This window comes from Sphaerisporangium aureirubrum (genome assembly GCF_042658925.1).
In the GTDB taxonomy this organism is placed as follows: domain Bacteria; phylum Actinomycetota; class Actinomycetes; order Streptosporangiales; family Streptosporangiaceae; genus Sphaerisporangium; species Sphaerisporangium aureirubrum.
Map to the genome: position 1 here is coordinate 230,213 of NZ_JBHSRF010000003.1, position 24,245 is coordinate 254,457.

General features: G+C 71.0%; 24 protein-coding genes. 17 read left to right on the top strand and 7 right to left on the bottom strand.

Annotated elements, in window-relative coordinates:
• The first annotated feature begins 22 nt into the window (after positions 1-22).
• The 7 genes from cbiQ to ACFP1K_RS03800 all read left to right on the top strand — a co-directional run bounded on the left by cbiQ (position 23) and on the right by ACFP1K_RS03800 (position 4,938).
• Complete coding sequence (gene cbiQ / locus ACFP1K_RS03770; protein ID WP_380747036.1) at positions 23-742, top strand: cobalt ECF transporter T component CbiQ; 720 nt, start codon at positions 23-25, stop codon at positions 740-742.
• 28 nt (positions 743-770) lie between these two features.
• The gene (locus tag ACFP1K_RS03775; protein ID WP_380747037.1) at positions 771-1,517 is read left to right on the top strand and encodes an energy-coupling factor ABC transporter ATP-binding protein; all 747 of its coding nucleotides are present in this window, start codon (positions 771-773) and stop codon (positions 1,515-1,517) included.
• A gap of 114 nt (positions 1,518-1,631) precedes the next feature.
• Complete coding sequence (locus ACFP1K_RS03780; RefSeq protein WP_380747038.1) at positions 1,632-1,973, top strand: STAS domain-containing protein; 342 nt, start codon at positions 1,632-1,634, stop codon at positions 1,971-1,973.
• 48 nt (positions 1,974-2,021) lie between these two features.
• Positions 2,022-2,795 (top strand): SDR family NAD(P)-dependent oxidoreductase, encoded by a 774-nt coding sequence (locus ACFP1K_RS03785; protein WP_380747039.1) that lies wholly within the window; start codon positions 2,022-2,024, stop codon positions 2,793-2,795.
• Positions 2,796-2,828: 33 nt separating this feature from the next.
• A complete protein-coding gene (locus tag ACFP1K_RS03790) occupies positions 2,829-3,593 on the top strand; it encodes a crotonase/enoyl-CoA hydratase family protein (protein ID WP_380747040.1) in 765 nt (254 codons plus the stop codon).
• A 176-nt stretch (positions 3,594-3,769) separates the two neighbouring features.
• Complete coding sequence (locus ACFP1K_RS03795) at positions 3,770-4,408, top strand: rhomboid family intramembrane serine protease (RefSeq protein WP_380747041.1); 639 nt, start codon at positions 3,770-3,772, stop codon at positions 4,406-4,408.
• Between the two features lie 113 nt (positions 4,409-4,521).
• Positions 4,522-4,938: a BlaI/MecI/CopY family transcriptional regulator gene (locus ACFP1K_RS03800; protein WP_380747042.1), complete on the top strand. Its 417-nt coding sequence runs from the start codon at positions 4,522-4,524 to the stop codon at positions 4,936-4,938.
• 44 nt (positions 4,939-4,982) lie between these two features.
• Here ACFP1K_RS03800 and serC read toward each other — a convergent pair whose 3' ends face one another.
• Both serC and ACFP1K_RS03810 read right to left on the bottom strand, forming a co-directional pair.
• Entirely contained in the window at positions 4,983-6,128 is a 1,146-nt protein-coding gene (gene serC, locus ACFP1K_RS03805) for a phosphoserine transaminase (protein WP_380747043.1), read from the bottom strand.
• Positions 6,129-6,300: 172 nt separating this feature from the next.
• Entirely contained in the window at positions 6,301-7,407 is a 1,107-nt protein-coding gene (locus ACFP1K_RS03810; protein ID WP_380747044.1) for a citrate synthase 2, read from the bottom strand.
• 167 nt (positions 7,408-7,574) lie between these two features.
• Here ACFP1K_RS03810 and pdxH point away from each other — a divergent pair, with 167 nt between their 5' ends.
• The 5 genes from pdxH to ACFP1K_RS03835 all read left to right on the top strand — a co-directional run bounded on the left by pdxH (position 7,575) and on the right by ACFP1K_RS03835 (position 13,232).
• Complete coding sequence (gene pdxH, locus ACFP1K_RS03815) at positions 7,575-8,228, top strand: pyridoxamine 5'-phosphate oxidase (protein WP_380747045.1); 654 nt, start codon at positions 7,575-7,577, stop codon at positions 8,226-8,228.
• A gap of 83 nt (positions 8,229-8,311) precedes the next feature.
• On the top strand, positions 8,312-9,586 hold the full coding sequence (locus ACFP1K_RS03820) for an MFS transporter (RefSeq protein ID WP_380747046.1): 1,275 nt from the start codon (positions 8,312-8,314) through the stop codon (positions 9,584-9,586).
• A 238-nt stretch (positions 9,587-9,824) separates the two neighbouring features.
• Entirely contained in the window at positions 9,825-10,529 is a 705-nt protein-coding gene (locus tag ACFP1K_RS03825) for a metal-dependent transcriptional regulator (protein WP_380747047.1), read from the top strand.
• Between the two features lie 168 nt (positions 10,530-10,697).
• A complete protein-coding gene (locus tag ACFP1K_RS03830; RefSeq protein ID WP_380747048.1) occupies positions 10,698-12,923 on the top strand; it encodes a SpoIIE family protein phosphatase in 2,226 nt (741 codons plus the stop codon).
• Positions 12,924-13,046: 123 nt separating this feature from the next.
• Positions 13,047-13,232: a hypothetical protein gene (locus tag ACFP1K_RS03835; protein ID WP_380747049.1), complete on the top strand. Its 186-nt coding sequence runs from the start codon at positions 13,047-13,049 to the stop codon at positions 13,230-13,232.
• Positions 13,233-13,235: 3 nt separating this feature from the next.
• Here the strand turns inward: ACFP1K_RS03835 and ACFP1K_RS03840 are convergent, their stop codons facing one another.
• Both ACFP1K_RS03840 and ACFP1K_RS03845 read right to left on the bottom strand, forming a co-directional pair.
• Positions 13,236-14,012: an alpha/beta fold hydrolase gene (locus ACFP1K_RS03840; RefSeq protein WP_380747050.1), complete on the bottom strand. Its 777-nt coding sequence runs from the start codon at positions 14,010-14,012 to the stop codon at positions 13,236-13,238.
• A 78-nt stretch (positions 14,013-14,090) separates the two neighbouring features.
• On the bottom strand, positions 14,091-15,236 hold the full coding sequence (locus tag ACFP1K_RS03845) for an acyl-CoA dehydrogenase family protein (RefSeq protein WP_380747051.1): 1,146 nt from the start codon (positions 15,234-15,236) through the stop codon (positions 14,091-14,093).
• Positions 15,237-15,450: 214 nt separating this feature from the next.
• Here ACFP1K_RS03845 and ACFP1K_RS03850 point away from each other — a divergent pair, with 214 nt between their 5' ends.
• The 5 genes from ACFP1K_RS03850 to ACFP1K_RS03870 all read left to right on the top strand — a co-directional run bounded on the left by ACFP1K_RS03850 (position 15,451) and on the right by ACFP1K_RS03870 (position 21,097).
• Positions 15,451-16,836 (top strand): hypothetical protein, encoded by a 1,386-nt coding sequence (locus tag ACFP1K_RS03850; RefSeq protein ID WP_380747052.1) that lies wholly within the window; start codon positions 15,451-15,453, stop codon positions 16,834-16,836.
• 227 nt (positions 16,837-17,063) lie between these two features.
• Complete coding sequence (locus ACFP1K_RS03855; RefSeq protein WP_380747081.1) at positions 17,064-17,825, top strand: class F sortase; 762 nt, start codon at positions 17,064-17,066, stop codon at positions 17,823-17,825.
• A gap of 237 nt (positions 17,826-18,062) precedes the next feature.
• Positions 18,063-18,950 (top strand): hypothetical protein, encoded by an 888-nt coding sequence (locus ACFP1K_RS03860; protein WP_380747053.1) that lies wholly within the window; start codon positions 18,063-18,065, stop codon positions 18,948-18,950.
• A 19-nt stretch (positions 18,951-18,969) separates the two neighbouring features.
• Positions 18,970-19,836, top strand: a complete 867-nt coding sequence (locus ACFP1K_RS03865) for a class F sortase (protein ID WP_380747082.1) — start codon at positions 18,970-18,972, stop codon at positions 19,834-19,836.
• A gap of 115 nt (positions 19,837-19,951) precedes the next feature.
• Complete coding sequence (locus ACFP1K_RS03870; RefSeq protein ID WP_380747054.1) at positions 19,952-21,097, top strand: acetyl-CoA C-acetyltransferase; 1,146 nt, start codon at positions 19,952-19,954, stop codon at positions 21,095-21,097.
• Between the two features lie 541 nt (positions 21,098-21,638).
• Here ACFP1K_RS03870 and ACFP1K_RS03875 read toward each other — a convergent pair.
• The 3 genes from ACFP1K_RS03875 to ACFP1K_RS03885 are packed head-to-tail and all read right to left on the bottom strand — an operon-like array spanning position 21,639 to position 24,234.
• The gene (locus ACFP1K_RS03875) at positions 21,639-22,982 is read right to left on the bottom strand and encodes a sensor histidine kinase (RefSeq protein ID WP_380747055.1); all 1,344 of its coding nucleotides are present in this window, start codon (positions 22,980-22,982) and stop codon (positions 21,639-21,641) included.
• On the bottom strand, positions 22,979-23,692 hold the full coding sequence (locus ACFP1K_RS03880) for a response regulator transcription factor (protein WP_380747056.1): 714 nt from the start codon (positions 23,690-23,692) through the stop codon (positions 22,979-22,981). Before ACFP1K_RS03880 ends, ACFP1K_RS03875 begins: the two co-directional genes overlap by 4 nt.
• A gap of 17 nt (positions 23,693-23,709) precedes the next feature.
• A complete protein-coding gene (locus tag ACFP1K_RS03885) occupies positions 23,710-24,234 on the bottom strand; it encodes a hypothetical protein (RefSeq protein ID WP_380747057.1) in 525 nt (174 codons plus the stop codon).
• Between the last annotated feature and the right edge of the window lie 11 nt (positions 24,235-24,245).

The following is a 24,245-nucleotide window of genomic DNA, read 5'->3' on the forward strand; positions in this document are numbered from 1 at the left end:
GTTGTTTCGGCAGGAGGATACGGTGGTGCATCGGCTGCCGCCGCAGTGCAAGCTGGTGGCCGTCGCCGTGTTCGCAGTGGTGGTGGTCGCGACGCCGCGTGAGGCCTTCGGGGCGTTCGCGGCGTATGCCGTACTGCTCGGCGTGGTGGCGGGCACCGCCAGGATCCCGGCGGGGTTCGTGTTGCGCCGCATGGCGATCGAGGTGCCGTTCGTGTTGTTCGCGGTGGCGTTGCCGTTCATCGGGCTCGGCGAGCGGACGCAGGTGCTCGGCGTCTCCCTGAGCGTGGCGGGGCTGTGGGCCGCGTGGAACATCCTCGCCAAGGCGACCCTCGGCGTCGCGGCGAGCATCCTGCTCGCCGCCACCACCGAGCCCCGCATGCTGCTGCTCGGCGCCCAGCGGCTGCGGCTGCCCCAGCTGCTGGTGCAGATCGCCATGTTCATGCTGCGCTACCTGGACGTGATCCTGGCCGAGGCCCGCCGCATGCGGGTCGCCAGGGAGTCGCGTGGCTTCGTCGCCAGGGACCTGCGCCAGGCGCCGGTGCTGGCCCGTTCGGCGGGCGCGTTGTTCATCCGCTCCTACGAGCGCGGCGAGCGCGTCCACCTGGCGATGCTGAGCCGCGGCTACACGGGCGAGATGCCGGTGATCCACGACCTGCGGGCCACGGCCCGCGACTGGCGCGCCGCCGCCGCCCTCCCGGCCGCCGCCCTGGCCGTGGCCCTACTCTCGTGGAGCCTGCTGTGACACGAGCCCTACTCTCCCGGAGCGCCCGATGACCCCGCCCTCCCTGCGCGTCACCGAGCTGGCGTACGCCTACCCCGACGGCACCCAGGCGCTGTTCGGTGTGGACCTGACCATCGCCAGGGGCGAGCGGGTCGCGCTGCTCGGTCCGAACGGCGCCGGCAAGACGACCCTCGTCATGCACCTGAACGGCATCCTGACGGCCGGGCACGGCACGGTAGAGGTCGCGGGCCTCCCGGTGCGCGCGGACACGCTGCGGGAGATCAGGCGGCGCGTGGGCCTGGTGTTCCAGGATCCCGACGACCAGCTGTTCATGCCGACGGTCCGCGAGGACGTCGCGTTCGGCCCGGCCAACCTCGGCCTGCGCGGCGAGGAGCTGGACCGGCGGGTGCGCGCGGCGCTGGAGCGGGTCGGCCTGCCCGAGGTGATCGACCGTCCGCCGCACCACCTGTCGTTCGGGCAGCGCCGCCGGGTGGCGGTGGCCACGGTGCTGGCGATGGAGCCGGAGATCCTCGTGCTGGACGAGCCGTCGTCCAACCTGGATCCGGCGGCCCGGCGCGAGCTGGCCGAGACCCTGCGTTCCCTGGACGTGACGGTGCTGATGGTGACCCACGACCTTCCGTACGCCCTGGAGCTGTGCGACCGCTCGCTGATCCTCTCCGGCGGGGTGATCGCGGCGGACGCCCCGACCCGCGACATCCTGGCCGACCCGGCCCTGCTGGCCGCGCACCGCCTGGAGTTGCCGTTCGGCTTCTCCGTGCCGGTCGGCCGGTCTTGACCCTCGCCAGTCAAGCGCCACGCCGCCACCGTGTGGTGGAACACACGATCTTATGGTTGGGTGACCTCTGGCACGGTGTAGGCGAAGTAAAGTGGGCCCGCGAGGAGGTTCCACATGAAGCTGCGGCTCGCGCGGCGCGCGTTCGGGGACGCCGTCGTCGTCGCTGTCGAGGGCGAGCTTGATTTGTTCACCGCGCCGTTCCTGCGCGACGAGGTGCGCGACGCGATCAAGAAGGACAGCAGTAAACTGGTCCTCGACCTGGGCGAGCTGTCCTTCATGGACTCAAGCGGTCTGTCGGTGCTGATCGAGGCCTGGCGCCTGGCGACGGGTGAGGGCGGCGGCGTCTCGCTGGCCGCGCCACAGGCCCCGGTGGCCCGCATCCTGCGCACCACCGGGCTGGACCGCCGCATCAAGGTCTACCCGGACGTCGCGGCCGCGGTCTCGGCGGAGATTTGAGCCACTCCCAGTAGAACTTCGTTCGGTTGGCACGTTAGGGTCCAGGCTATGGACCTGAACGGAGCAGCAGCAATCATCTCAGGCGGCGCCAGCGGGCTCGGTGAGGCCACGGTGCGCGAGCTGGCGGGCATCGGCGCCACCGTCGTGATCGCCGATCTGAACACCGAACGCGGCAAGGCTCTGGCCGACGAACTCGGTGGCGTCTTCGTGCACACGGACGTCTCCGACGAGGCCTCGGTGCAGGCGGCCGTGGACGCCGCCGTGGCGACCGGCAAGCCCCTTCGCGCGGTGGTCAACAGCGCGGGCATCGGCTGGGCGTCCCGCACGGTGGGGCGGGACGGCTCGCCGCACGACCTGGCCAGCTACCGCAAGGTGATCGACGTCAACCTGATCGGCACCTTCAACCTCATGCGCATCGGCGCGGCGGCCATGGCGAAGACCGAGCCCGCCGACGCGGACGGCGCCCGCGGCGTCGTCGTCAACACCGCCTCAGTGGCCGGCATCGAGGGCCAGACCGGCCAGATCGCCTACTCGGCGTCCAAGGGCGGCATCATCGGCATGACCCTGCCCGCGGCCCGCGACCTCGCGGCGATCGGCGTCCGGGTGCTCACGATCTGCCCCGGCATCATCGACACCCCGATCTACGGCAGCGGCCCCCAGGCCGAAGAGTTCAAGGCCAAGCTTTCGGCGCCGGTGCCGTTCCCCAAGCGGATGGGCCGCGCGTCCGAGTTCGGGCACCTGGTGCGCGCCCTGATCGAGAACGACTACATGAACGGCGAGGTCATCCGCTTCGACGGCGGCATCCGCTTCCAGCCCAAGTGAGCCAGGCCGAACCGATCGAACGGAGGTACACCGGTGTCTGACGAGGTTCTCGTCGAGGTGGAGGGCGGCATCGCCGTCATCACCATCAACCGTCCGCGGGTGAAGAACGCCATCAACGGCACGGTGGCGCGCGGCGTCGTGGCGGCGCTGGACGAACTGGAGGAGCGCAAGGACGTCGCCGCGTACGTCCTGACCGGCGCGGGCGGCACGTTCTCCGCCGGGATGGACCTGAAGGGCTTCCTCACCGGCGACTTCCCGCACGTGGAGGGCCGCGGGTTCGGCGGCATCACCGAGGCCCCGCCGAAGAAGCCGGTCGTCGCGGCCGTCGAGGGGTACGCCCTGGCGGGCGGCTTCGAGCTGGTGTTGTCCTGCGACATCGTGGTGGCGTCCGAGGAGGCCAAGTTCGGCCTGCCGGAGCCCAAGCGCGGGCTGGTGGCCGCGGCGGGCGGCGTGCTGCGACTGCCGCGCCGCATCCCGTACCACATCGCCATGGAGATCGCCCTGACCGGCGACCACTACCCGGCGGGACGGCTGTACGAGCTCGGGCTGGTGAACCGCGTGACCCCGGCCGGTGAGGCGCTCGCGGCGGCCAAGGAGATCGCGGGGAAGATCGCGGCCAACGCGCCGCTGGCGCTGCTGGCGACCAAGCGGCTGGTCACCGAGTCGGCGGACTGGTCGCAGGCCGAGATGTTCGCCAAGCAGGCCTCCATCGTGAACTCGGTGTTCGGTTCCAAGGACGCCATGGAGGGTGCCGCGGCGTTCGCGGAGAAGCGTGCCCCGAGGTGGGCGGGAGAGTGAACACGGCCGGGCGGCCCCGCCGCCCGGTGCGCACGAGGCGCGTGCCGGCCCGGTCGGCATGCGCCTTTTCCCGTTCCGCCCGGAACACAGGTTAAACACCCATCGCGTACGGTAAAAGGGGGGCAAAGCACGTTCCAATGGGCCGACGGGGCGATGGCCCGTTACGAAGGAGAACCATGGGCGACTACGCCACCCGGCTCGCGCCGGCCGGACGATCCTCCGGCGATCGGGTCAAGAGGCGCGTGGTCGGCCTGCTCACCGGGGCGCTCGGCGCGGTGTTCGTGATCATGCTGCTGATCGTGATCGAGTGGGCGCTGGAGATCGCCGACTACGTGCTGGCCCTGCACCTGGACCAATACGGCATCATTTCGCATGAGGTGCGCGGCCTGCCGGGGATATTCGCGGCGCCGTTCCTGCACGCCGGATTCGCCCACCTGATGGCCAACACCGTGCCGCTGGCCATTCTCGGGTTCCTGGCCGCGCTGCGGGGGGTCGGCCGGTTCGCGGCGGCCAGCCTGATCGTCATCGTCGTCAGCGGTCTCGGGGTCTGGTTCTTCAGCCCTCCGGGGTTGACCGTGGGGGCCAGTGGACTGGTCTTCGGCTATTTCGGATATGTCGTGACTCGGGGGTTGTTCGACCGGCATCTGTTGGACATCGTGCTCGGGGTCGTCGTGGCCGCGCTGTATTACTCCCTGATCGAGGGAGTGCTGCCCGGGCAACCGGGAATCTCCTGGCAGGGGCACCTGTTCGGCTTGATCGGCGGGGTGCTGGCCGCCTGGACGCTACGCCGCCGGAGGCGGCGGGAAATCGCCTGAAAGCACCTTATTATGGGATATTCACCCTCAGAGGCGATGAAATATCCATTACTACCGCAAACTCGGGCGATGCTCAGCTTAACTAGTCGCGATAGGGACGCCTGAGGGACAATATGAGAGTGCATAATCTGGGATCTTTAGAGCGCGCCATCATGGAGGTGCTCTGGGATTCCACGCGGCCGATGCTCGTGCGTGAGCTCCAGGGGATGCTCAACGCCGACGCCGACAAACTGCTGGCCTACACAACAGTCCAGACGGTGGCCGAGCGCCTCGTGAAAAAGGGGCTGCTGAGCCGCACCGCCGAGCGCAAGGCGTTCCGCTACTCCGCCCGCCGCTCCAGGGACGAGCACGTCACCGCCGTCATGCTGGAGGCCCTGGCCGAGAGCCCGGACCGCGCCCCGGTGCTGAGCTGCTTCGCGCAGAGCGTCGACCTCGACGACGCCCTGCGCCTGCTGGAGGAGCTGGCCCGCCGCACCGGCGAGCACAAGCACGTCGGCGGCCCCGGCTGGGTGCCCCCGCCCGCGCCCTAGCCGTCCGGGCCTGGAAAGAAGAAGGCCCGGACCGGCCGGTCGTCCTAGAGCCGCTCGACCACGTGGTCGACGCAGGCGGTGAGCGCCTCGACGTCGGCCGGGTCGACCGCGGGGAACATCGCGACCCGCAGCTGGTTGCGGCCGAGCTTGCGGTACGGCTCGGTGTCCACGATGCCGTTGGCGCGCAGCACCTTCGCCACCTCGGCGGCGTCCACCTCGGCGGAGAAGTCGACGGTGCCCACGACGTTGGACCGCTGCGCCGGGTCGGCCACGAACGGCGTGGTGTAGGCCGTCTTCTCGGCCCAGGTGTACAGCCGGGAGGCCGAGTCGGCCGTGCGGCCGGTGGTGAAGTCCAGGCCGCCGTTACCGTTCATCCAGTCGAGCTGGTCGGCCAGCAGGATCAGCGTCGCCACCGCGGGGGTGTTGTAGGTCTGGTCCTTGGCGGAGTTGTCCACCGCCGTCGGCAGGCTGAAGAACTCGGGCACGAACCGGCCGGACGCCGCGATCTCGGACACCCGCTCCAGGGCGCGCGGCGAGAACAGGCCGAGCCACAGGCCGCCGTCGGAGGCGAAGCTCTTCTGCGGCGCGAAGTAGTAGACGTCGAACTCCGAGGCCCGCACCGGCAGGCCGCCCGCGCCCGAGGTGGCGTCCACCAGCACCAGCGCGTCGTCGCCGCCGACCCGCTCGATCGGCATCGCCACACCGGTGGAGGTCTCGTTGTGCGTCAGCGCGTAGACGTCGACGCCCTCCTCGGCGCGGGGCAGCGGGTGGGTGCCCGGCTCGGACTTGATCACGCTGGGGTCGCCCAGCCACGGGGCCTTGGCGGCGACGGCCGCGAACTTCGAGGAGAACTCGCCGAAGCTGAGGTGCTGGGACCGCTCCCTGATCAGCCCGAAGGCGGCGATGTCCCAGAACGCGGTGGTGCCGCCGTTGCCGAGCACCACCTCGTACCCCTCGGGAAGCGAGAACAGCTCGGTCAGCCCTTCGCGGACCCTGCGCACCAGGGACTTCACCGGCTTCTGCCGGTGTGAGGTGCCCATGAGGCTCGCGCCGGACCTGGCCAGCGCCTCGAGCTGCTCGGGGCGTACCTTCGAAGGCCCGGAGCCGAAACGGCCGTCCGCGGGCTTGAGTTCAGCGGGAATCACGATGTCAGCCACCCATCCAGGGTAGTGAGGCGTGCCCGTGGTCATGTCCCCGGTCCGGATCCTGAGATGTCCGGCCGGGGTAAAGAATCGGCCCGGTAGGGGCTGTGAACGCCGGAAGGCCCGCAACCAGGGCTGCGGGCCGTGTACGGGGGGCGCCGTTCTTGGCGGAGTGCGAGGGGCGGGACGGCCGGTGCGCGGAGGGCCGGCCGGTGGGACCTCAGAGCGCGCCGGCGACCTCGTCGGCGCCGGGGACCTCGCTGATCGAACGCTGCGGCGGGCCGACGTAGCGGGCGCTGGGGCGGACCAGCCTGCCCGTGCGCTTCTGCTCCAGGATGTGCGCGGCCCAGCCCGCGGTGCGGGCGCAGGTGAACATCGAGGTGAACATGTGCGGGGGCACCTCGGCGAAGTCCAGGATGATCGCCGCCCAGAACTCCACGTTGGTGGCGAGCACGCGGTCGGGCTTGCGGGCGTGCAGCTCGGCCAGCGCGGCGTTCTCCAGGGCGCAGGCCACCTCGTACCGGGGCGCGTCGAGCTCCTGGGCGGTGCGGCGCAGCACGCGGGCCCGCGGGTCCTCGGCCCGGTACACCCGGTGGCCGAAGCCCATCAGCCGCTCGCCCTTGTCCAGCGCCTGCTTGACGTAGGTCTCGGCGTTGCCGATGCGCTCGACCTCTTCGATCATGTGCAGCACGCGGGCGGGGGCGCCCCCGTGCAGCGGCCCGGACATGGCGCCGACCGCGCCGGACAGCGCCGCGGCGACGTCCGCGCCGGTGGAGGCGATCACCCGCGCGGTGAACGTGGAGGCGTTCATGCCGTGCTCGGCGGCGGAGGTCCAGTACGCGTCGATGGCCTTCACGTGCTTGGGGTCGGGCTCACCGCGCCAGCGGACCATGAACCGCTCGACGATGGAGGACGCCTCGTCCACGCGGGCCTGCGGCACCATCGGCAGGCCGAGGCCGCGGGCGGACTGGGCGACGAAGGAGAGAGCGGTGACGGAGGCGCGCGCGAGGTCTTCGCGGGCCTGCTCCTCACCGATGTCGAGAAGCTGTCGGAAGCCGTAGGCCGGGGCCAGCATGGCCAAGGCGCTCTGGACGTCGACACGGATGTCACCGGAGTGGACGGGGATGGGGTACGGCTCGGCCGGAGGCAGGCCCGGCTTGAACTTGTTGTCGACCAGCAGGCCCCAGACGTTTCCGTAGGACACCCGGCCGACCAGCTCTTCGATGTCGACGCCCCGGTAACGAAGGGCGCCCCCTTCTTTGTCCGGTTCCGCGATCTCGGTCTCGAACGCTACTACGCCTTCCAGCCCGGGTTTGAAGTCGGACATTCGCGGCCGCCTCCCTTTCTTGAGTCAAAGCCTTGATGTCGAGATACCGGCGGGTCATATTCAACCCCCTTGACGCGAGTGCTCCGCCCCCGGACCCGCCGGAAGAGGATCGGCGCAGGTGGGGGGCGCTGTCGTGATCGTGGGGGGACGCGGAAGAATACCGATCCGTGGATGCCGCATCGAGCCCGCCGTACTTCGCCGGGCTTCGCCGAACATATGAGGGCAGGCCGCTGCGTGAGGCCGACCTCGCCGCCGACCCGGTCACGCAGTTCGCGGCGTGGTTCGCCGACGCCGTCGAGGCGGGCCTGCCCGAGCCCAACGCCATGATCCTCGCCACCGCCTCCGCGGGCGGCAGGCCGAGCGCCCGCACCGTCCTGCTCAAGGGGTACGACCAGGAGGGTTTCGTCTTCTACACCAACTACGAGTCGCGCAAGGGCCGCGACCTCGCCGAGAACCCGCGCGGCGGCCTGGTGTTCCCCTGGCACCCGCTGCGCCGCCAGGTGCGTGTGGAGGGGCCGGTGGTGCGGCTGCCCCGCGAGGCGTCCGCCGCGTACTTCCACTCCCGTCCCTACGGCTCGCGCATCGGCGCGTGGGCGTCGCGGCAGTCCGCCGTGGTGCGCTCGCGCGAGCAGCTCGACGAGCGGTACCGGCAGCTGGAGGATCGGTGGCCGGAGGAGCCGCCGATGCCGGAGTTCTGGGGCGGCTTCCGGGTGGTGCCCACCGAGGTGGAGTTCTGGCAGGGCCAGATCGACCGCATGCACGACCGGCTGCGTTACCGCCGTTCGGGCGAGTCCTGGATCCTGGAGCGCCTGGCCCCCTGAGGAAGATCACGCAGGCAGTACGGATAAGGTGCCGGAGTTATACCAATGTCCGGCATCTTGTCCGGAGTGCGTGAGGTGGGGGTATGCCGGGGGCCCAGTCAGCACTGAGACGTGTCGCCGTGGACACCCGCCCGCTCCGCACCCCCGCCTACCGGCGGCTGCTGGTCGGGCAGGGTGTCTCGTTCATCGGCTTCCAGCTGACCTCGGTGGCGGTCAGCGCGCAGGTGTACGAGATCACCAAATCGTCGCTGTGGGTGGGCCTGCTCGGCCCGGCCAACCTGATCCCCCTGGTGGTGTTCGGGCTGTGGGGCGGCGCGGTCGCCGACGCCGTGGACCGGCGCCGGTTGCTGATCACCGGCTCGCTGGTCGCCTGGGCGGCCACCCTGGCGCTGCTGGTGCACGCCTGGACGGGGATGAACAACGTGTTGTTCATCATCATGGTGATCGCCGTGCAGTCCACCGGCTTCGCGGTCACCTCGCCCGTACGCGGGGCGATCATCCCCCGGCTGGTGCCGCCCGAGCGGGTCGCGGCGGCCAACACGCTCAACTTCCTGGTCAGCAGCGCGGGCTCGGTCGCGGGACCGCTCCTGGCGGGCGTCGTGCTCGCCAAGTCCGGTTACTCCACCGCCTACCTCATCGACGCACTTCTGTTCGGCGCCGGCCTCTACGCCGCCGTGCGGCTGCCGCGCCTGCCCCCCATCGGGGACGTGATCCGGCCCGGCCTGCGTTCGGTGGTCAACGGACTGCGGTACATCGGCGGGCACCCGGTGGTGCTCATGTCGTTCGTGGTCGACATCATCGCCATGGCGTTCGCGCTGCCGAGGGCGCTGTTCCCCGAGCTGGCCGCCGAGCGGTTCGGCGGGTCCGCCGTGGCGTTCGGCTGGCTGTCGGCCAGCATCGCCATCGGAGCGGTCGCCGCGGGCCTGCTGTCGGGGTGGGTCGGCCGCGTACGCAGGCAGGGGCTCGCGCTGACGTGGGTGATCGCGCTGTGGGGGCTGACCGTGACCGCCGCCGCGTTCACCGACCACCTGTGGCTGGTGGTCGTGCTGCTCGCCGTGGGCGGGGCCCTGGACCTGGTGTCGGCGGTCTGGCGGCAGACCATCCTGCAGACGTACGCCCCCGACGACATGCGCGGGCGCATGCAGGGGGTGTTCATGGTCGTGGTGGCCGGCGGGCCGCGCCTCGGCGACCTGCGGGCCGGGGCGACGGCGAGCGCGTTCGGACTGGTGCCCGCCTGGGCGGGCGGCGGGCTGGTGTGCGCGGTGCTGGTGGTCGTCGTGGGGCTCGCCGTCCCGGCTTTCCGGCGCTACGACGCGAGCGAACGCCTCGGGCGGCGGCTCGACGACGCGGCACAATGATCACGTTCTGGACATACACGCGACGGGGGCGCCGAAGAGTGAGATGCTTGTAATGGAATCACGTCCTCTTTGCGCCGCTGCCGCCCGCCTGCCCGACCGGTTCTGTCAGTCGGTCTGCGTAAGCTCTGTCCGGACGTCGTGACCAAGTCTCTGGGGAGACCGTCCCTCCGCCTGCTCGCACGCGGCTTTCCACCCCGGAGCTGGACGTAGCATCGGGGATATCGGGAGGGGAGGAACCTTGACCGCACACGGCTTGATCGACACCACGGAGATGTACCTCCGCACGATCTACGAGCTGGAAGAAGAGGGGATCGTCCCGCTGCGCGCGCGCATCGCCGAGCGACTGCAGCAGAGTGGTCCGACGGTCAGCCAGACGGTGGCACGCATGGAGCGCGACGGCCTCGTCCGCGTCGAGGGCGACCGTCACCTCGCCATGACCGATCTCGGCCGCACACTGGCCACCCGGGTGATGCGCAAGCACCGCCTGGCCGAGTGCCTCCTCACACAGGTCATCGGCCTGCCGTGGGAAGAGGTCCACGTCGAGGCGTGCCGGTGGGAGCACGTAATGTCCGAATCCGTGGAGAGCAGGCTGGTCAGCCTCCTGGACAGCCCCGTCGTCTGCCCCCACGGCAACCCCATCCCCGGGCTGGACGAGCTCGGCGTCGTCGAGCCCGACAAGGCCGAGGGCGAGACCATCGCCGCCATGCTGGACCTCGTGGGCGTGGGTGACCTGCCCGTGGTGGTGCGGCGAATTAGCGAACAAGTGCAAAGTGATCCCACCGTGATGCTTAAACTCAAGCAAGTTGGGATACAACCCGGACGCGAGGTGACGCTCGCGGCGAGCGACGACGGTGTACGGGTGACAGGTGACGATGAAGCGGACAGTACTCCCGCGAACATCCCGCGTGATGTCGCCGCGCACGTCTTCGTGTCTAGACGCTGACGGCTCAAGGCGTTCTTGGTTGATTCCCGCCATGGGTTTCCCCCTTCCCGCGGTACACGATGTGTGCGGCCCGGCCTGCCCGGGTGCCCGTCATCGTGTCGCCGACACCGCTCCAGGAGCGCACGTGGTCGTCTTCCCCGAGGGCCCCCGCGCGGGGGTGGTCGCGTCATGAAGCGATGGGGGGACCTCTCGCAGGACGCGACCGATCATCTGACGGCGGGCTCGGTGCTCGACCACGCCGAAATGGCGGTGGTGGTCACCGACCGCTTCAGCAACGTCCTCTACTGGAACCCGTTCGCCGAGCGCCTGTTCGGCCACGCCGACAGGTCCGCGGGCCCCGACCAGGCCGCGTTGTCCTTAGGCATCATGGAGAAGGACCACCCCCTGGCCGTCGAGCTGGCCAAGCACGTCCTCAAGGGCGGCGTCTGGGAGGGCACCTTCGACGTCCTGCGGGCGGACGGCACGATCATCTACGTCCGGGCGCAGGCCGTGCCGCTGCGCCACCCCTCCGGGTCGGTCACCGGCATCGTGATCACCGCCCGTGAGGCGATGCGCAGCAACGAGCGCGAAAAAGACCGCTTCGGGCTGCTGGAGCGCATCGGCGAGCGCCTCGCCGGCTCCCTGCACGTCGGCGAGACCCTCAACCGCGTCGCCGAGATGCTGGTGCCCCAGTTCGCCGACCACTGCTTCATCGAGCTCAACGAGGGCGACCGGCTGATCCGCAAGGTCTCCACCCACGTCAAGGGCTGGACCCCCCCGCCGGGCACCTGGCGCCCCGTCGGCTCCGACATCCACTACCCCGCCGGCCACTACGCCGAGATCGCGCTGCGGCGGCAGGAGACCATCCTCGTCGAGGACTTCGCGCAGAGCAGCTACCCCGCGCCGAGCGAGGCGAGCAGCAGGCTGTGCGGCGAGATCGGCATGACGTCCGCCATCGTCGCGCCGCTGTGCGCCCGGGGCGAGACCCTCGGCCTGATGTACCTCGGCCTGTCCAACCTCACCGACCGCCGGTCCCCCCACTACGACGCCTTCGACCGCGACTTCGTCGGGGCCATCGCCACCCGGGTCGCCATCGCGGTCGACAACGCGCTGCTGTTCGAGGAGGAGCGGCACACCGCCGAGTCCTTCCAGAAATACCTGCTGCCCCGCGCGCTGCCCCAGTTCGACGGGCTCGAGATCGCGGTCAGGTACGAACCCGCCGCGCCGCTCGCCTCCCACGGCCAGGGCATCCAGACCCAGGTCGGCGGCGACTGGTACGACGTCATCCCGCTGTCGGCGGGCCGCGTCGGCATCGTCATCGGCGACGTCGAGGGGCGCGGGGCCAAGGCCGCCGCCGTCATGGGCCAGCTCCGCGCCGCGCTGCGCGCCTTCGCCCAGGACGACAAGTCACCCGCCGACATCCTCGCCCGGCTCGACGAGTGGACCCGCATCGTCGCCGCCCCCGAGGAGGACGAGTTCGACGTCGGCGTCCCCCCCATCGTCACCTGCCAGTACCTCGTGTACGACGCCTGGTCCCGCCAGCTGTCGTTCGCCAACGCCGGGCACGCGCCGCCCCTGCTGATCGTGGACGGCATAGTCACCGAGCTGGACATCTCCGAGGTCGGCCAGCCACTCGGGGTGAGCGCCAAAGGCATGCACGCCGACCTCGTGTACAAGGAGGAGACCCGGGTGCTGCCCCCCGGCGCCGCCCTCCTGCTGTACACCGACGGCCTGCTCGACCGCCGCCCCACCCGCGACTCCGCCGACCCGCAGGTCGGCTACGACGAGATGCTGCGCGTCCTGCGCGAAGAGGTCGCCAAGGCGTCCGCCGACACCGTCGAGCGCATCGCCGACGCCGCCACCGAGGCCGTGCCCGGCGAGATCGACGACGACATGGCCATCCTGGTGGTCCGCTCCGCCGGCAAGGAGCTCCCCTACGAGGAGCGCACCTTCCCGGCCCAGCCCATCATGGTCGGCGAGGCCCGCCGCATGGCCTCCGAGGCCTTCACCGGCTGGGGCGTGCCCGACGAGAAGGCCGAGCTGGCCTGCCTCCTGGTCTCCGAGGTCGTCACCAACGTCGTCCTGCACGCCGCCAGCTCCAGTGTCCCGCGCCGCGAGCTCGTCATGATGGACGGCCCCCCGCTCCCCTTCGACGAGTCCTGGGACGTCCCCGGCCTGGACAGCGACATCGTCAACGAGAAGGAATTCACCCTCCGCCTGCGCCGGGGCGACGAGTCCATCTGGGTCGAGGTCTTCGACCAGGATCTCCGCCTGCCCCGCATCCGCAGCGCGGGCGAGAACGACGAAGGCGGCCGGGGCCTCTACCTGGTCGACCAGCTGGCCCGCCGCTGGGGCTCCCGCCCCACCAAGGAAGGCAAGGCCGTCTGGTTCGAGATCCCCACCCGCGCCCGCTGACTCCCGGCGATTCCGGTCGGCGGGTCACGAATCACGGGGGCCTTTCATACCGGAGGCCGCGCGGCTCCCGCGTCCGGCGGCGCGGCGCCGCATACTGGTCAGCGGCGGAACCCTTGACGGGGCGTGACCCAGGAGGCGGTGGCGGTGGACAACGGCGGTTTGATCCTGCTGATCTTCCTGGCGTTCCTGTTCGCGTGGGGGCTGAACCGCGTGCGCCGGAGGCTGCGCTTCGGGCCCATCGCCTACACCGGGGTGATGCTGACCTTCGCGGTCGTCGTGCTCGCCGTGTACACCCAGACCTTCCGCTGAGCTTCAGCCGGCGCTGCCGTCCAGCAGCACCCGCGCGACCAGCGCGGGATCGTCGCTCATCGGGACGTGACCGCAGCCCTTGAGCAGCAGCACCCGCCGCTCCGACCACTTGGCCGCGCGGACCGCCTGGCGGCGCGGCAGCACCCTGTCGTGCTCGCCCCAGGCGATGGTGACCGGCACCTTGGGACGGGCGGGCGGCACCACCGCCTTGAAGGACTCCAGCGTCTCGGCGAATCCCACGGCGTCCCGCAGCCCGCGCATGTCGGCGACCGTCGCCTCGGGGGTCTTCCGGGCCGGCCTGGCGACGATCAGTCCCATCGTCACCACCCGGCCGGCCCACGTCCGGGCGGCGGGCTCGATGCTCTCGTCCGGCATGGCCTCGGTCGCCCGGCGCAGGGCCTTGAGCAGCACCCGCGCGTACGTCGCCTCCGCGCCAGCCCAGAATCCGGCCGGGGACAGCGCGGTCGCCGTCCTGACGGTGCCTCTCGCGGCGAGGGTCAGCGCCACGTACCCGCCGAGTGAGTTCCCCGCGACGTGCGGCTTCACCACGCCGAGCTCCGCGCAGAACCTCTCGATCGAGTCGGCCAGCGTCTGCGCGTTGTACGGCGTCCCCCCGGGCAGCGGCGGCGACGCCCCGAACCCCGGGAAGTCGACCGCGATCACGTCCCGCCGCTCCGCCAGCGCTCCCATGACCGGCTCCCAGGCCTGCCACCGGTGCCCGATCCCGTGCAGCAGGACCAGCGGCTCCCCGCTCCCGCGCCTCTCGTATACCAGCCCCATCCCCACAGTGAAACACCCCGCCCACCGGGTGTCACCGACGCCGCCCCGCGCCGCCGCCGGCGCGGGGCGGGCGGGGGGTCAGAAGCCGAAGGAGCGGCCGATGATCTCCTTCATGATCTCGGTGGTGCCGCCGTAGATGGTCTGCACACGGCTGTCCATCCAGGCGCGGGCCACCGGGTACTCGGTCATGTAGCCGTAGCCGCCGTGCAGCTGGAGGCAGCGGTCGATGACCTTGTGCTGGATCTCGGTGGTCCACCACTTGGCCTTGGCGGCGTCGACGACCGTGAGTTCCTTGGCGTTGAGCGCGATGATGCACTTGTCCACGTAGTGGCGGGCGATCTCCACCTCGGTGGCCAGCTCGGCCAGGACGAAGCGGGTGTTCTGGAAGGAACCGATGTTGCGGCCGAACGCCTTGCGGTTCTTGCAGTACTCGATCGTCGCTTCCAGGACGGTCTCGGCGGCGGCCACGGCGGCCACGGCGATGGAGAGCCGCTCCTGCGGGAGGTTGACCATGAGCTGGATGAAGCCCTGGCCCTCCTCGTCGCCCAGGCGGTTGGCCACCGGGACCCGGACGTTCTCGAAGAACAGTTCCGCGGTGTCCTGGGCGTGCATGCCGATCTTCTCCAGGTTGCGCCCCCGGGAGAAGCCGTCCATGCCGCGCTCGACCACCAGCAGGGTGATGCCGCGGGCCCCGGCGGCGGGGTCGGTCTTGGCGACGACGACCACCAGGTCGGAGTTGATGCCGTTGGTGATGAAGGTCTTCTGGCCGTTGACGACGTAGTGGTCGTCCTCGCGGACCGCCGTCGTCCGGACGCCCTGCAGGTCGCTGCCCGCGCCGGGCTCCGTCATGCCGATGGCGGTGATCAGCTCGCCGGACACGAAGCCGGGGAGCCAGCGCTGCTTCTGCTCGTCGCCGGTGAGGTCGACCAGGTACGGCGCCATGATGTCGTTGTGCAGGCCGAAGCCCAGCCCGCTGGCACCGGCCCTGATGATCTCCTCGACGATCACCGTGTTGTACCGGAAGTCGGTGATGCCCGAGCCGCCGTACTCCTCCGGCACCGAGAAGCCGAACATGCCGAGCTCCCCGGCCTTCTTCCACACCTCGCGCGGCACGATGCCGTCCTTCTCCCACTGGGCGTGGTGGGGGACGACCTCGCGCTCCATGAACTCGCGCACGGTGTCACGGAAGAGCAGGTGCTCCTCGTCGAAGAGGTCTCGCCGCATTCGTCTGTCCTCCTTGGGGGAATTCGTGGAACAGAATACGGTTCTGCTGGATCGCGGCCCACCCAGGCCCAGGTGATCCGACTACTGCGACCTCACATCACAAATCCGCTACTTTCCCCGTGGCCTTCTTCCCTTGCCGATCGCCGTGCGAGGCAATCGTCATACGATCTCTCTTCGGTTCGTGGTCGGACACCGGATGATCGGAGGCCCTCCCGTGAGTGGATGGGCGATCAAGTTCCGTGGCGTGCTCACGGTGTCGGCGCTCGCCGCCTGCACCGCGGTCGTCCTCCTCCCGCCTGCCCCGGGCGCCGCCGACACCGGCCACTACGTGTACGAGTACACCTGCGCCGGCGGTGCGCTCCTTCCGGCGACCGGCCCCCAGACGATCATGGTCGATGTGTCCCTCCCGACCTCGGTGAAGGTCGGCGAGCGGTTGCCCCTGAACTGGACGCTCAGCAAGTCGCCCCTCGCCTCCTCCGCCGCCTTCAAGGCGGGCGGGCGCCTCGTCGCCACCGGCACCGCCAAGGTGACGGGCCTGTGGGAGGGCACCCTCGACTCCACGGGCGGCAAGGACCAGGCCGCACTCGCCAAGGGCGGCCCGCTGGAACTCCCGGCCCCCATCGCCGGCTCGGTCGCCACCACCGAAACAGGCAAGCTCACCATCACCCCCGGCGACCTGGTCCTTGGTTTCATTCCACCCGCCGACAAGGTCCGGGTCAACGACACCGATGACCCGGCTGAAGGCCCCGCCGGGACGGCGCCGCACACGCACGGTCCCATCGCCTACCAGGGGACGTCCTGGTTCTACGCCCCGAACCGGTCCACGTACGGCGACTACCAGGACGACCTTCACGCCACCGCCGCACGGGATGACTCGGCGACGGTGACGTTCGTCGGGACGGGCTTGTCCTACATCGGCGAGCGGGTCGAGACGGTAGGCGAGTTCGAGGTGTCCATGGGCACGCCTCCCGTTCTCCTCGAAAAAGTGAACGCCCACGATCCGGCACCGGAGCCGACGCCAAAGGCCCAGCAGGTGCTGTGGTCGAAGACCGATCTCCCATACGGGGAGCACACCGTCACCTTCAAGAACGTCGCGCCCGCCGACGCCACCAACAAGGTCATGGCCGTCGACGCCTTCGACCTGATCACCCGTGAGCTGTCCGCCCCGCCGGACTACTTCAAGACCACGTGTAAGTACACCGGCACCTCCAAGCCCGTGACCGTGGAGATCGTCCCGGCCCCCGACGATGATGACGACGACGATGAGGACGACGACGGCGACGGGCAGATCACCGACGGGGACGACTCGGCCCGGGGCGTGATCGTCCTGTCCGGCGGCGGCCTGGGACACGGCGCCCCCACCGCCACCGCGACCGTCACTCGCACCCCCACCCGCACACCGAGCCGGACGCCGCAGGTCAGGGTCACTCCCAGAGGCGGCGCCCAGACCGGTGAGGCCCCGGGGGACGGCACCGCCGCGCCCCTGCTGATCGGGTACGGCACCGTCCTGACGGCCGCCGGGATCGCGGGCGGCCTGGTGCGACGCCGCCGCCTCCAGGGCACGGAACCGGCCGTCCACGTGGAGGAGGGCCGGGGGTGACCGACGCGCCGCCACCCGAAGACGAAGAACAGGCCCCCGGGGCGACCGGGGAGGGTACGCGGGGCTCCGCGACCGGGGACGGTGTGCACGGGTCCGCGGCCAGGGACGTTGCGCAGGCGTCCGCGGATGGTGCGCAGGCGTCCGCGGATGGTGCGCAGGGGTCCGCGAGCGGGGCCGTACCGAGCGGGAAACGGACGCGGGGACGCGCCGGAGCGGTGTTGCCGCCGGTGTTGCTGGCGCTCGGGTCGCTGGCGGGGGTCGGTCTGGTGATGGCGGGGCTGCTGATGTACCTCGCGCCCGCGCCGCACCCCGGGGACCCCGCCGCCGCTCCCGGTGCGTCGCCGGGCGCCTCGGTGAGCCTGGACGGTGCGGCGAGCGGGGACGGTGCCCGGGGAGCGGCGGCCGTGGACGACGATCCGGTCTCGGTGGTCACCAGGACCGTCGGGCCCGGTGGAGAGGGTGCGCCGCAGGTCGAGGTGACCGCGACCGCCGGGCCGCCGGACCCCGCCGCGCCTCCGGCGACGACGCTCCGCATGTCGGCGCCGACCAGGGTCAAGATCCCGAGGATCGGGGTGGACGCTCCGCTGACGTCGGTCGGGGTGCGGAAGTCCGGGGAGATCGAGGTGCCCCCGCTGGACCGGCCGAAGCTGGCGGGGTGGTACCGGCTCGGACCGTCCCCGGGGGAGGCGGGGCCCGCCGTGATCCTCGGGCACGTGAACACCCGGCGCGGCCCGGCCGTGTTCGGCAGGCTGCGCGAGCTCAGCCGGGGCGACAAGATCACCGTCACCCGCGCGGACGGCTCGACGGCGGTGTTCACCGTGGACGGCGCCGAACAGGCCAGCAAGGCCAGGTTCCCCACCAAGCGCGTCTACGGCCACGTGGACCACGCCGCCCTGCGCCTGATCACCTGCGGCGGGATATTCAACCCCCGCAGCCACAGCTACACCGACAACATCATCGTTTACGCCACGCTCTCGTCCCGGGCCTGAGGGGCGGCAGGCGTGTACGGAGGGTGATCCGCCGCCGTCCGCCATTGATCCGACATATTAAAGTTGCAATCCGTAAACCTCTCTGAGCTGCTGTGACACCAGAAAATCTGGATTGCAACCCCCAAATCACAGCGAGGCGGGATCTAGGCTCCGTAGGATCTGTACCGAACTGTGACTTGGGTCTGGGATTCTGTTGGACCTGGCAAACCGGTCATCGCCGCTGAAATGGAGATATACGTGCTGAAGTCGAAGGCACGGCGTCGCATCGCCACCAGAGCAGCCGTGGCCGGATCCTTGACTGCGGGCGTACTCCTCGGAGGGGTTCCGGCGATCGCGTCGCTCATCACGCCGGTGGACGTCTCGTACACCTGCGCCCCGCCGGCCGGTACAGGGGGAGGCACCTACAAACTCAACGTGGAACTGGCCACGCCGATCCCCACGCCGATCCGGAGCGCCACCGCGACCGTCACCTGGTACCTGGACCAGCCGGATACGTCTTTCCTCCCGGCGCCGAGCCTGCTGCCTTCCTCGGCGTCCAACAAGATTGTCGCCGAGGGCGATGTGGCTGTGTCCGGTGTGCCGATCGCGCCCCAGCCCACGACCAAGACCGCTATCGGCACTGCTACGCCATTGACCGACGTTGGCGCCAATAGCCCGGTGCCGCTGCCGACCATGGTGGTCACGTTGGTGCCTACGGCCACTGGCACCGTGGGGCTCCGGCCGGACAAGTTCGCTCTGAAGATCGTGCCGAGCGCCGCCGGAGCCGCGACGGCCACCTGGTACACCTGCACGCCCGCGAGCGCAGAGGCCGCCGCCGCCGCCATCACCTTCGGGGTGACCACCGGCAGCCCGGCTGCCACCAGCCCCTCGCCCAGCCCCACCCCGACGACGACCAGCCCCAGCCCCACCAGCAGCAGCCCGAAGCCCACCCGCACCGTCTTCGAGACCGTGACGCAGAGCCCGAGGCGGCAGGTGACGCGGACGCCCGGCGGTGGCGCGGCGACCGGTGGCGGTGGTGACATGGGGCCGGACGCGCGGATGTTCCTCGCGGTCGGCTCGATCCTGGTCCTCGGGGCAGGTGTGGGCGGGCTGATGATGCGCCGCCGTCGCCCGCAGCGGGGCTGACCGGGGGTCCGGCGTGACGATGCCGCCCGAGTACCCGCCGCCGGAGGGGTACGGCAACCCTGGATATCCACAGCCTGTGCACGGCCAGCCGTACATGCCACAGGTCTACTACGGCTACGGCCAGTGGCAGGAGCCTGAACCCGAGCCGAAGGCCGACCACGGCCAGATGCTGCGCGGGATCCTGATCCTCGCCGCCGTGGCGGGCGTCGTCACGGTCGTGGTCGGGCTGCTGCTCATGGTCAACGCGCCCGCCGAGTACGGCCTGGCCGGGCGCACCCCGCTCAAGCTCCAGGCCCAGCCCCCGGAGAACCTGCCCGCGTCGGTGGGCCCCGGCGGGCCGGGCCAGCCGCTGACGCAGGCCGCGCCGACGGCCCCGGCGCCCGCGCCCCCGCTGCCCCCGGCGCCGCCCATGCAGCCGTCCACACCCAAGCGGCTGGTCATCAAGAAGCTGGGGATCAACGCGCCGATCAAGTCGGTCGGTCTGGACAAGCGCGGCGCGATCGAGACGCCGCCCATCAACAACCCCAACCTGGTCGGCTGGTACCGGTACGGCCCCACCGCCGGCCAGTCGGGGCCCGCGGTGATGCTCGGCCACAAGGACACCACCACCCGCACCGCCGTGTTCACCCGGCTGGACCAGCTGAAGTACGGCGACACCATCGAGGTCACCCGGATGGACGGCACGGTGGCGATCTTCACGGTGGGCGGGGTGGAGCAGGCCGACAAGCTGACGTTCCCCACCAACCGCGTGTACGGCGACGCCGAGAACGCCGAGCTGCGCCTGATCACCTGCGGCGGGACGTACAACCGGACGACCGGCCACTACCAGGACAACGTCATCGTCTACGCGAGGATGACCGGCACGCGCGCCGCGCCGCGCCGCTGACCCCGGGGGAACACTCCGCCTGCCACGGACGATTATTCTGTTATACGCTCGAACCAATACCGAACATCGCTCGGTTTTCGGGTGAGCGGGTCCCAGGAGTTCACTGGAGGCACTAGTGGCAGAGGCGTACATCGTCGGGGCGGTCCGCTCCCCGGTCGGCAAGAAGAAGGGCGGCCTGTCCGCCGTCCACCCCACGGATCTGGCGGCGCACACGCTCAGAGCCTTGGTCGACCGCACGGGCGTGGACCCGGCCGCCGTGGACGACGTGATCATGGGCTGCGTCATGCAGTTCGGCCCGCAGAGCATGGACATCGCGCGCAACGCCTGGCTGTCGGCCGGGCTGCCCGAGTCGGTGGCGGGCGTGACGATCGACCGGCAGTGCGGGTCGTCCCAGCAGTCGATCCACTTCGCCGCGCAGGGCGTGATGTCCGGCACGCAGGACCTGGTGGTCGCGGCCGGCGTCGAGTCGATGAGCATCGTCCCGATGGGGTCGAGCATCACCGCCGCCCTGGAGAAGGGCATGCCGTTCCCGTTCGGCGAGAAGTGGGTGGAGCGGTACGGCAAGCAGGAGATCTCGCAGTTCCGCGGCGCGGAGCTGATGTGCGACAAGTGGGGATACAGCCGCGAGCAGCTGGAGCAGTACGCCTACGAGAGCCACCAGCGGGCCGCCAAGGCCATCGCCAACGGGTACTTCCGCGACCAGATCGCCCCGATCGCCGGGGTCGAGGACGACGAGGGGCCCCGGGCGGACACGACGCTGGAGAAGATGGCCGGGCTGAAGACGCTGCGCGACGGCGGGCGGATCACCGCCGCCACCTCGTCGCAGATCTCGGACGGCTCCGGCGCCGTGCTGATCGCGTCCGAGCAGGCGGTCAGGGACCACGGGCTGACACCCAGGGCCCGGATCGTCACGCTGGCGCTCACCGGGGACGACCCGGTCTACATGCTGACCGCGCCCATCCCCGCGACCCGCAAGGCGCTCACCCGGTCGGGCCTGTCCATCGACGACATCGGCGTCATCGAGATCAACGAGGCGTTCGCGCCCGTCCCGATGGCCTGGATGGAGGAGATCGGCGCCGACCCGGCCCGCACCAACCCCAACGGCGGGGCCATCGCCCTCGGGCACCCGCTGGGGGGCACCGGGGCCATCCTGATGACCAAGCTGCTGCACGAGGTGGAGCGGACCGGGGCCCGGTACGGCCTGCAGACGATGTGCGAGGGCGGCGGGCAGGCGAACGTCACCATCATCGAGCGGCTCTGACTCGTCGAGCCGCTCCGGCCGGTCACGGCCGGAATTGACGGCGGTGCTCCGCCTCGTCCAACGGGGCGGGGCACCGCCGTCGCCGGGTCACCCGTCAGCGTCCCTTCGGCTGCCGCCTGGGAGGTGGCGTGCGCCGTACGGGGATCGGTGTCGGGTTGATCCGGCGGGGCGCCGGCTGCTTGCGCTCGGGCCGCGGCAATGGCGGCACGGTGGGCTCCGGCAGAGGAAGCGGCACCGTGCGCCCCGGCTCGGGAAGCGGCGGCTTGAGTTCCGGCGAGGGGAGCTGACGGGGAGCCTTGCGGCCCTTCTTTGCGGCGCGGGTACGCATGTACGAAGTCTCCTAACGGATCACGACGCGGCAGGAACATGCCGGTCGGAGCCTCAGCCACCGCGTCTTGACGGACGGGATCAGAAAGCCGAAGCGAGCGACGGACCGGCCGTCAGGCCGATCGGCACTCTCAGTAGGAGAAATTGCGCATACCCATGAAGCTACGGCGTCCCCTCCCGCCGGGACAACCGATTTTCCGCGCCGCCGCGGAGGCTACAGGTGGGTGGGAAGGGTCACCTGGACGGTGGTGCCCTGGGTGGGCAGGGAGCGCAGGACGGCCTGGCCGCCGTGGGCGATGGCGATGGCCTGGACGATGGAGAGGCCGAGGCCTGAGCCGTCGCTCTCCGCGGTGTGGTGGAAGCGGTCGAAGGCGATGGCGGCCACCTCGGGGGGCATGCCGGGGCCGTCGTCGGTGACCTCCAGGACGGCGGGGGGCGCGAGGCGGACGGTGGCGCGGGTGCCGGGCGGGGTGTGGGCGCGGACGTTGGCGAGGAGGTTGACCAGGACCTGCCGGACGCGGGCCTCGTCGGCGACGGCGACCAGCTCGCCGGGGGCGGCCAGGGTCACGGGGTGGTCGGGGTTGAGGGCGGCGAAGTCGTCGACGACCTCGGCGGCCAGGGCGGTGAGGTCCACGGGGGCCATGGCGAGCGCGGCGCCCTTGTCCAGCCGCGCCAGCTCCAGCAGCTCCGACACCAGGCGCGCCATCCGCGCGGCCTCGTCCTCGATGCGCCGCATCACCTGCGGCGTCTCCTCCGGCGGGATCGCGCCCTGACGGTACAGCTCGGCGTACCCGTGGATGGTGGTGAGCGGGTTGCGCAGCTCGTGGGAGGCGTCCGCGGCGAACCGGCGCACCCGTTCCTCCGACGCCCAGCGCGCGGCGAAGGCGTACTGGATGCGGGTGAGCATGACGTTGATGGCCGCGCCGAGCCGCCCCGCCTCCGATCGCCCCTCCGGCATGCGCTCCGACAGGTCGCCGCCCTCGGCCACCAGCTGCGCCGTGCTCGCCATTCGCCGCAGCGGGGCGAGCCCCTTGGCGATCAGGAACCGGCCGAGCAGGGCCAGCAGCGCCATCAGCACCACGCCGGTGACCAGTTCGGTGAGGATGAGCCGCTTGACGGCGTCCCGCACCTCGTCCAGCGGCACGGCCACCACCACGATGCGGTCCCCCACGTCCATCCGGGCCGCCGCCGCGCGCAGTCTCGTGCTCAGCGCGAAGGGTGTCCCGCTGTCCGCCAGCGGCTCCAGGACGCGTCCGCCGAGCCGTTCCAGGGTCTCGGGCATGTGCTCGGCCTCGGTGTCGTCTCCGGCCAGCAGGCGCCCGCGCCCGGTGGTGAGGTTGAGCACGGCCACCGCGTACGTCGGGCTGGCGTTCACCAGCGCGATCCCGGACGCCCGCACCAGCCGCGCCGCCGACCCGTGCGCCGCCGCCGTCAGCGAGGCGTCGGTGCGGTCGAGCATGTGCCCCCGCATCACCAGCACGCTCACCACCGACAACATCGCGAGCCCGACCGCGGTCACCGACAGCAGGCCCGTGAGCAGCCGCCCCCCGAGGGTCATGACGAGGGACGCAGCGCGTAGCCGACGCCGCGCTGGGTGTGGATCAGCGGCGGGCCGAGGGGGTCCAGCTTGCGGCGCAGATAGGAGATGTAGGTCTCGACCACCTGGGACTGGGTGCCGAAGCCCCAGACGTGCTCCAGCAGCTGGGCCTTGGTGAGCACCTGCCCGGGGTGGCGCATCAGGAAGGCCAGGAGGCGGAACTCGGTGGGGGAGAGGTCCACGGGCGTGCCGTCCCTGCGGACCTCCCACCGCGACTCGTCGAGCTCCAGGCCGGCCACCGACAGGACGGTCTGCTCGGCCGCCGCCTCCGATCCCGAGCCGCCGCGACCGCCGCCGCGGCGCAGCACGGCACGGGCCCGGGCGACCAGCGCCTCCACCGAGAAGGGCTTGGTGACGTAGTCGTCACCGCCGAGGGTGAGGCCGTGCACGGTGTCGGCGGGGGTGTCGCGGGCGGTGAGGAAGATGACCGGCACCTCGTCACCCCGGGCCCGCAGCCGCCGGCACAGCTCGAACCCGTCCAGGTCGGGCAGCATGACGTCCAGCACCAGAAGGTCCGGGGAGGCCGAGCCGGCCAGTTCCAGCGCCTCGTACCCCCGGGCCGCGCTGATCACCTCGAACCCGTGGAAGCGCAGCGCCACCCCCACCAGGTCGCGGATGTTGCGCTCGTCGTCGACGACGAGGACCCGGGGTCGGTTGGTCTGCTCGCTCATCGGTACGCCGCTCACTCCTAGCGCTTGGGCACGACCACTCCGAGCGCGGTTCGGGCGTCGCCGGACGGCCGGCCGAGGACGAAGACGTCGTCGCCCGCCGCCAGCGCCGTCGGAGTGGACTTGTCGCCATTCTTGCGGACTTTACTGTCCCCGGTGACCGTCCAGGTCCAGCTCACGCCGTCAGCGCTCTTGACGGTGAGGGCGGTGCCGGACGCCGCCGTCACCTCGCCGCGCTGCCAGGCGTAGGTCTCGAAGCCCCCGCCGCGCGCCCGAACGGTCGTCTCGCCGTGCACGCCGATGAGCGCCCTGCGGGCCCCGAGGCGCAGCCGCGGGCGGTCGGGCTTGTCGCCGCCGTCGGTGAGGAAGGCGACAGGGGTGCCCGCCAGGGAGGCCGCCTCGGCGGCCACGGGGTCGGCGGCGGCGAGTTCGTACGGCGCCGCCGCGCCGCCGTCCCGGTTGGCCAGCGCGGCGCCGCCGAGCAGTCCCAGGGTGAGCGTGCCGGCGAAAGCACCGGCGGTGAGTGCCTTGGACAGATTTCTCATGACCGCCATAC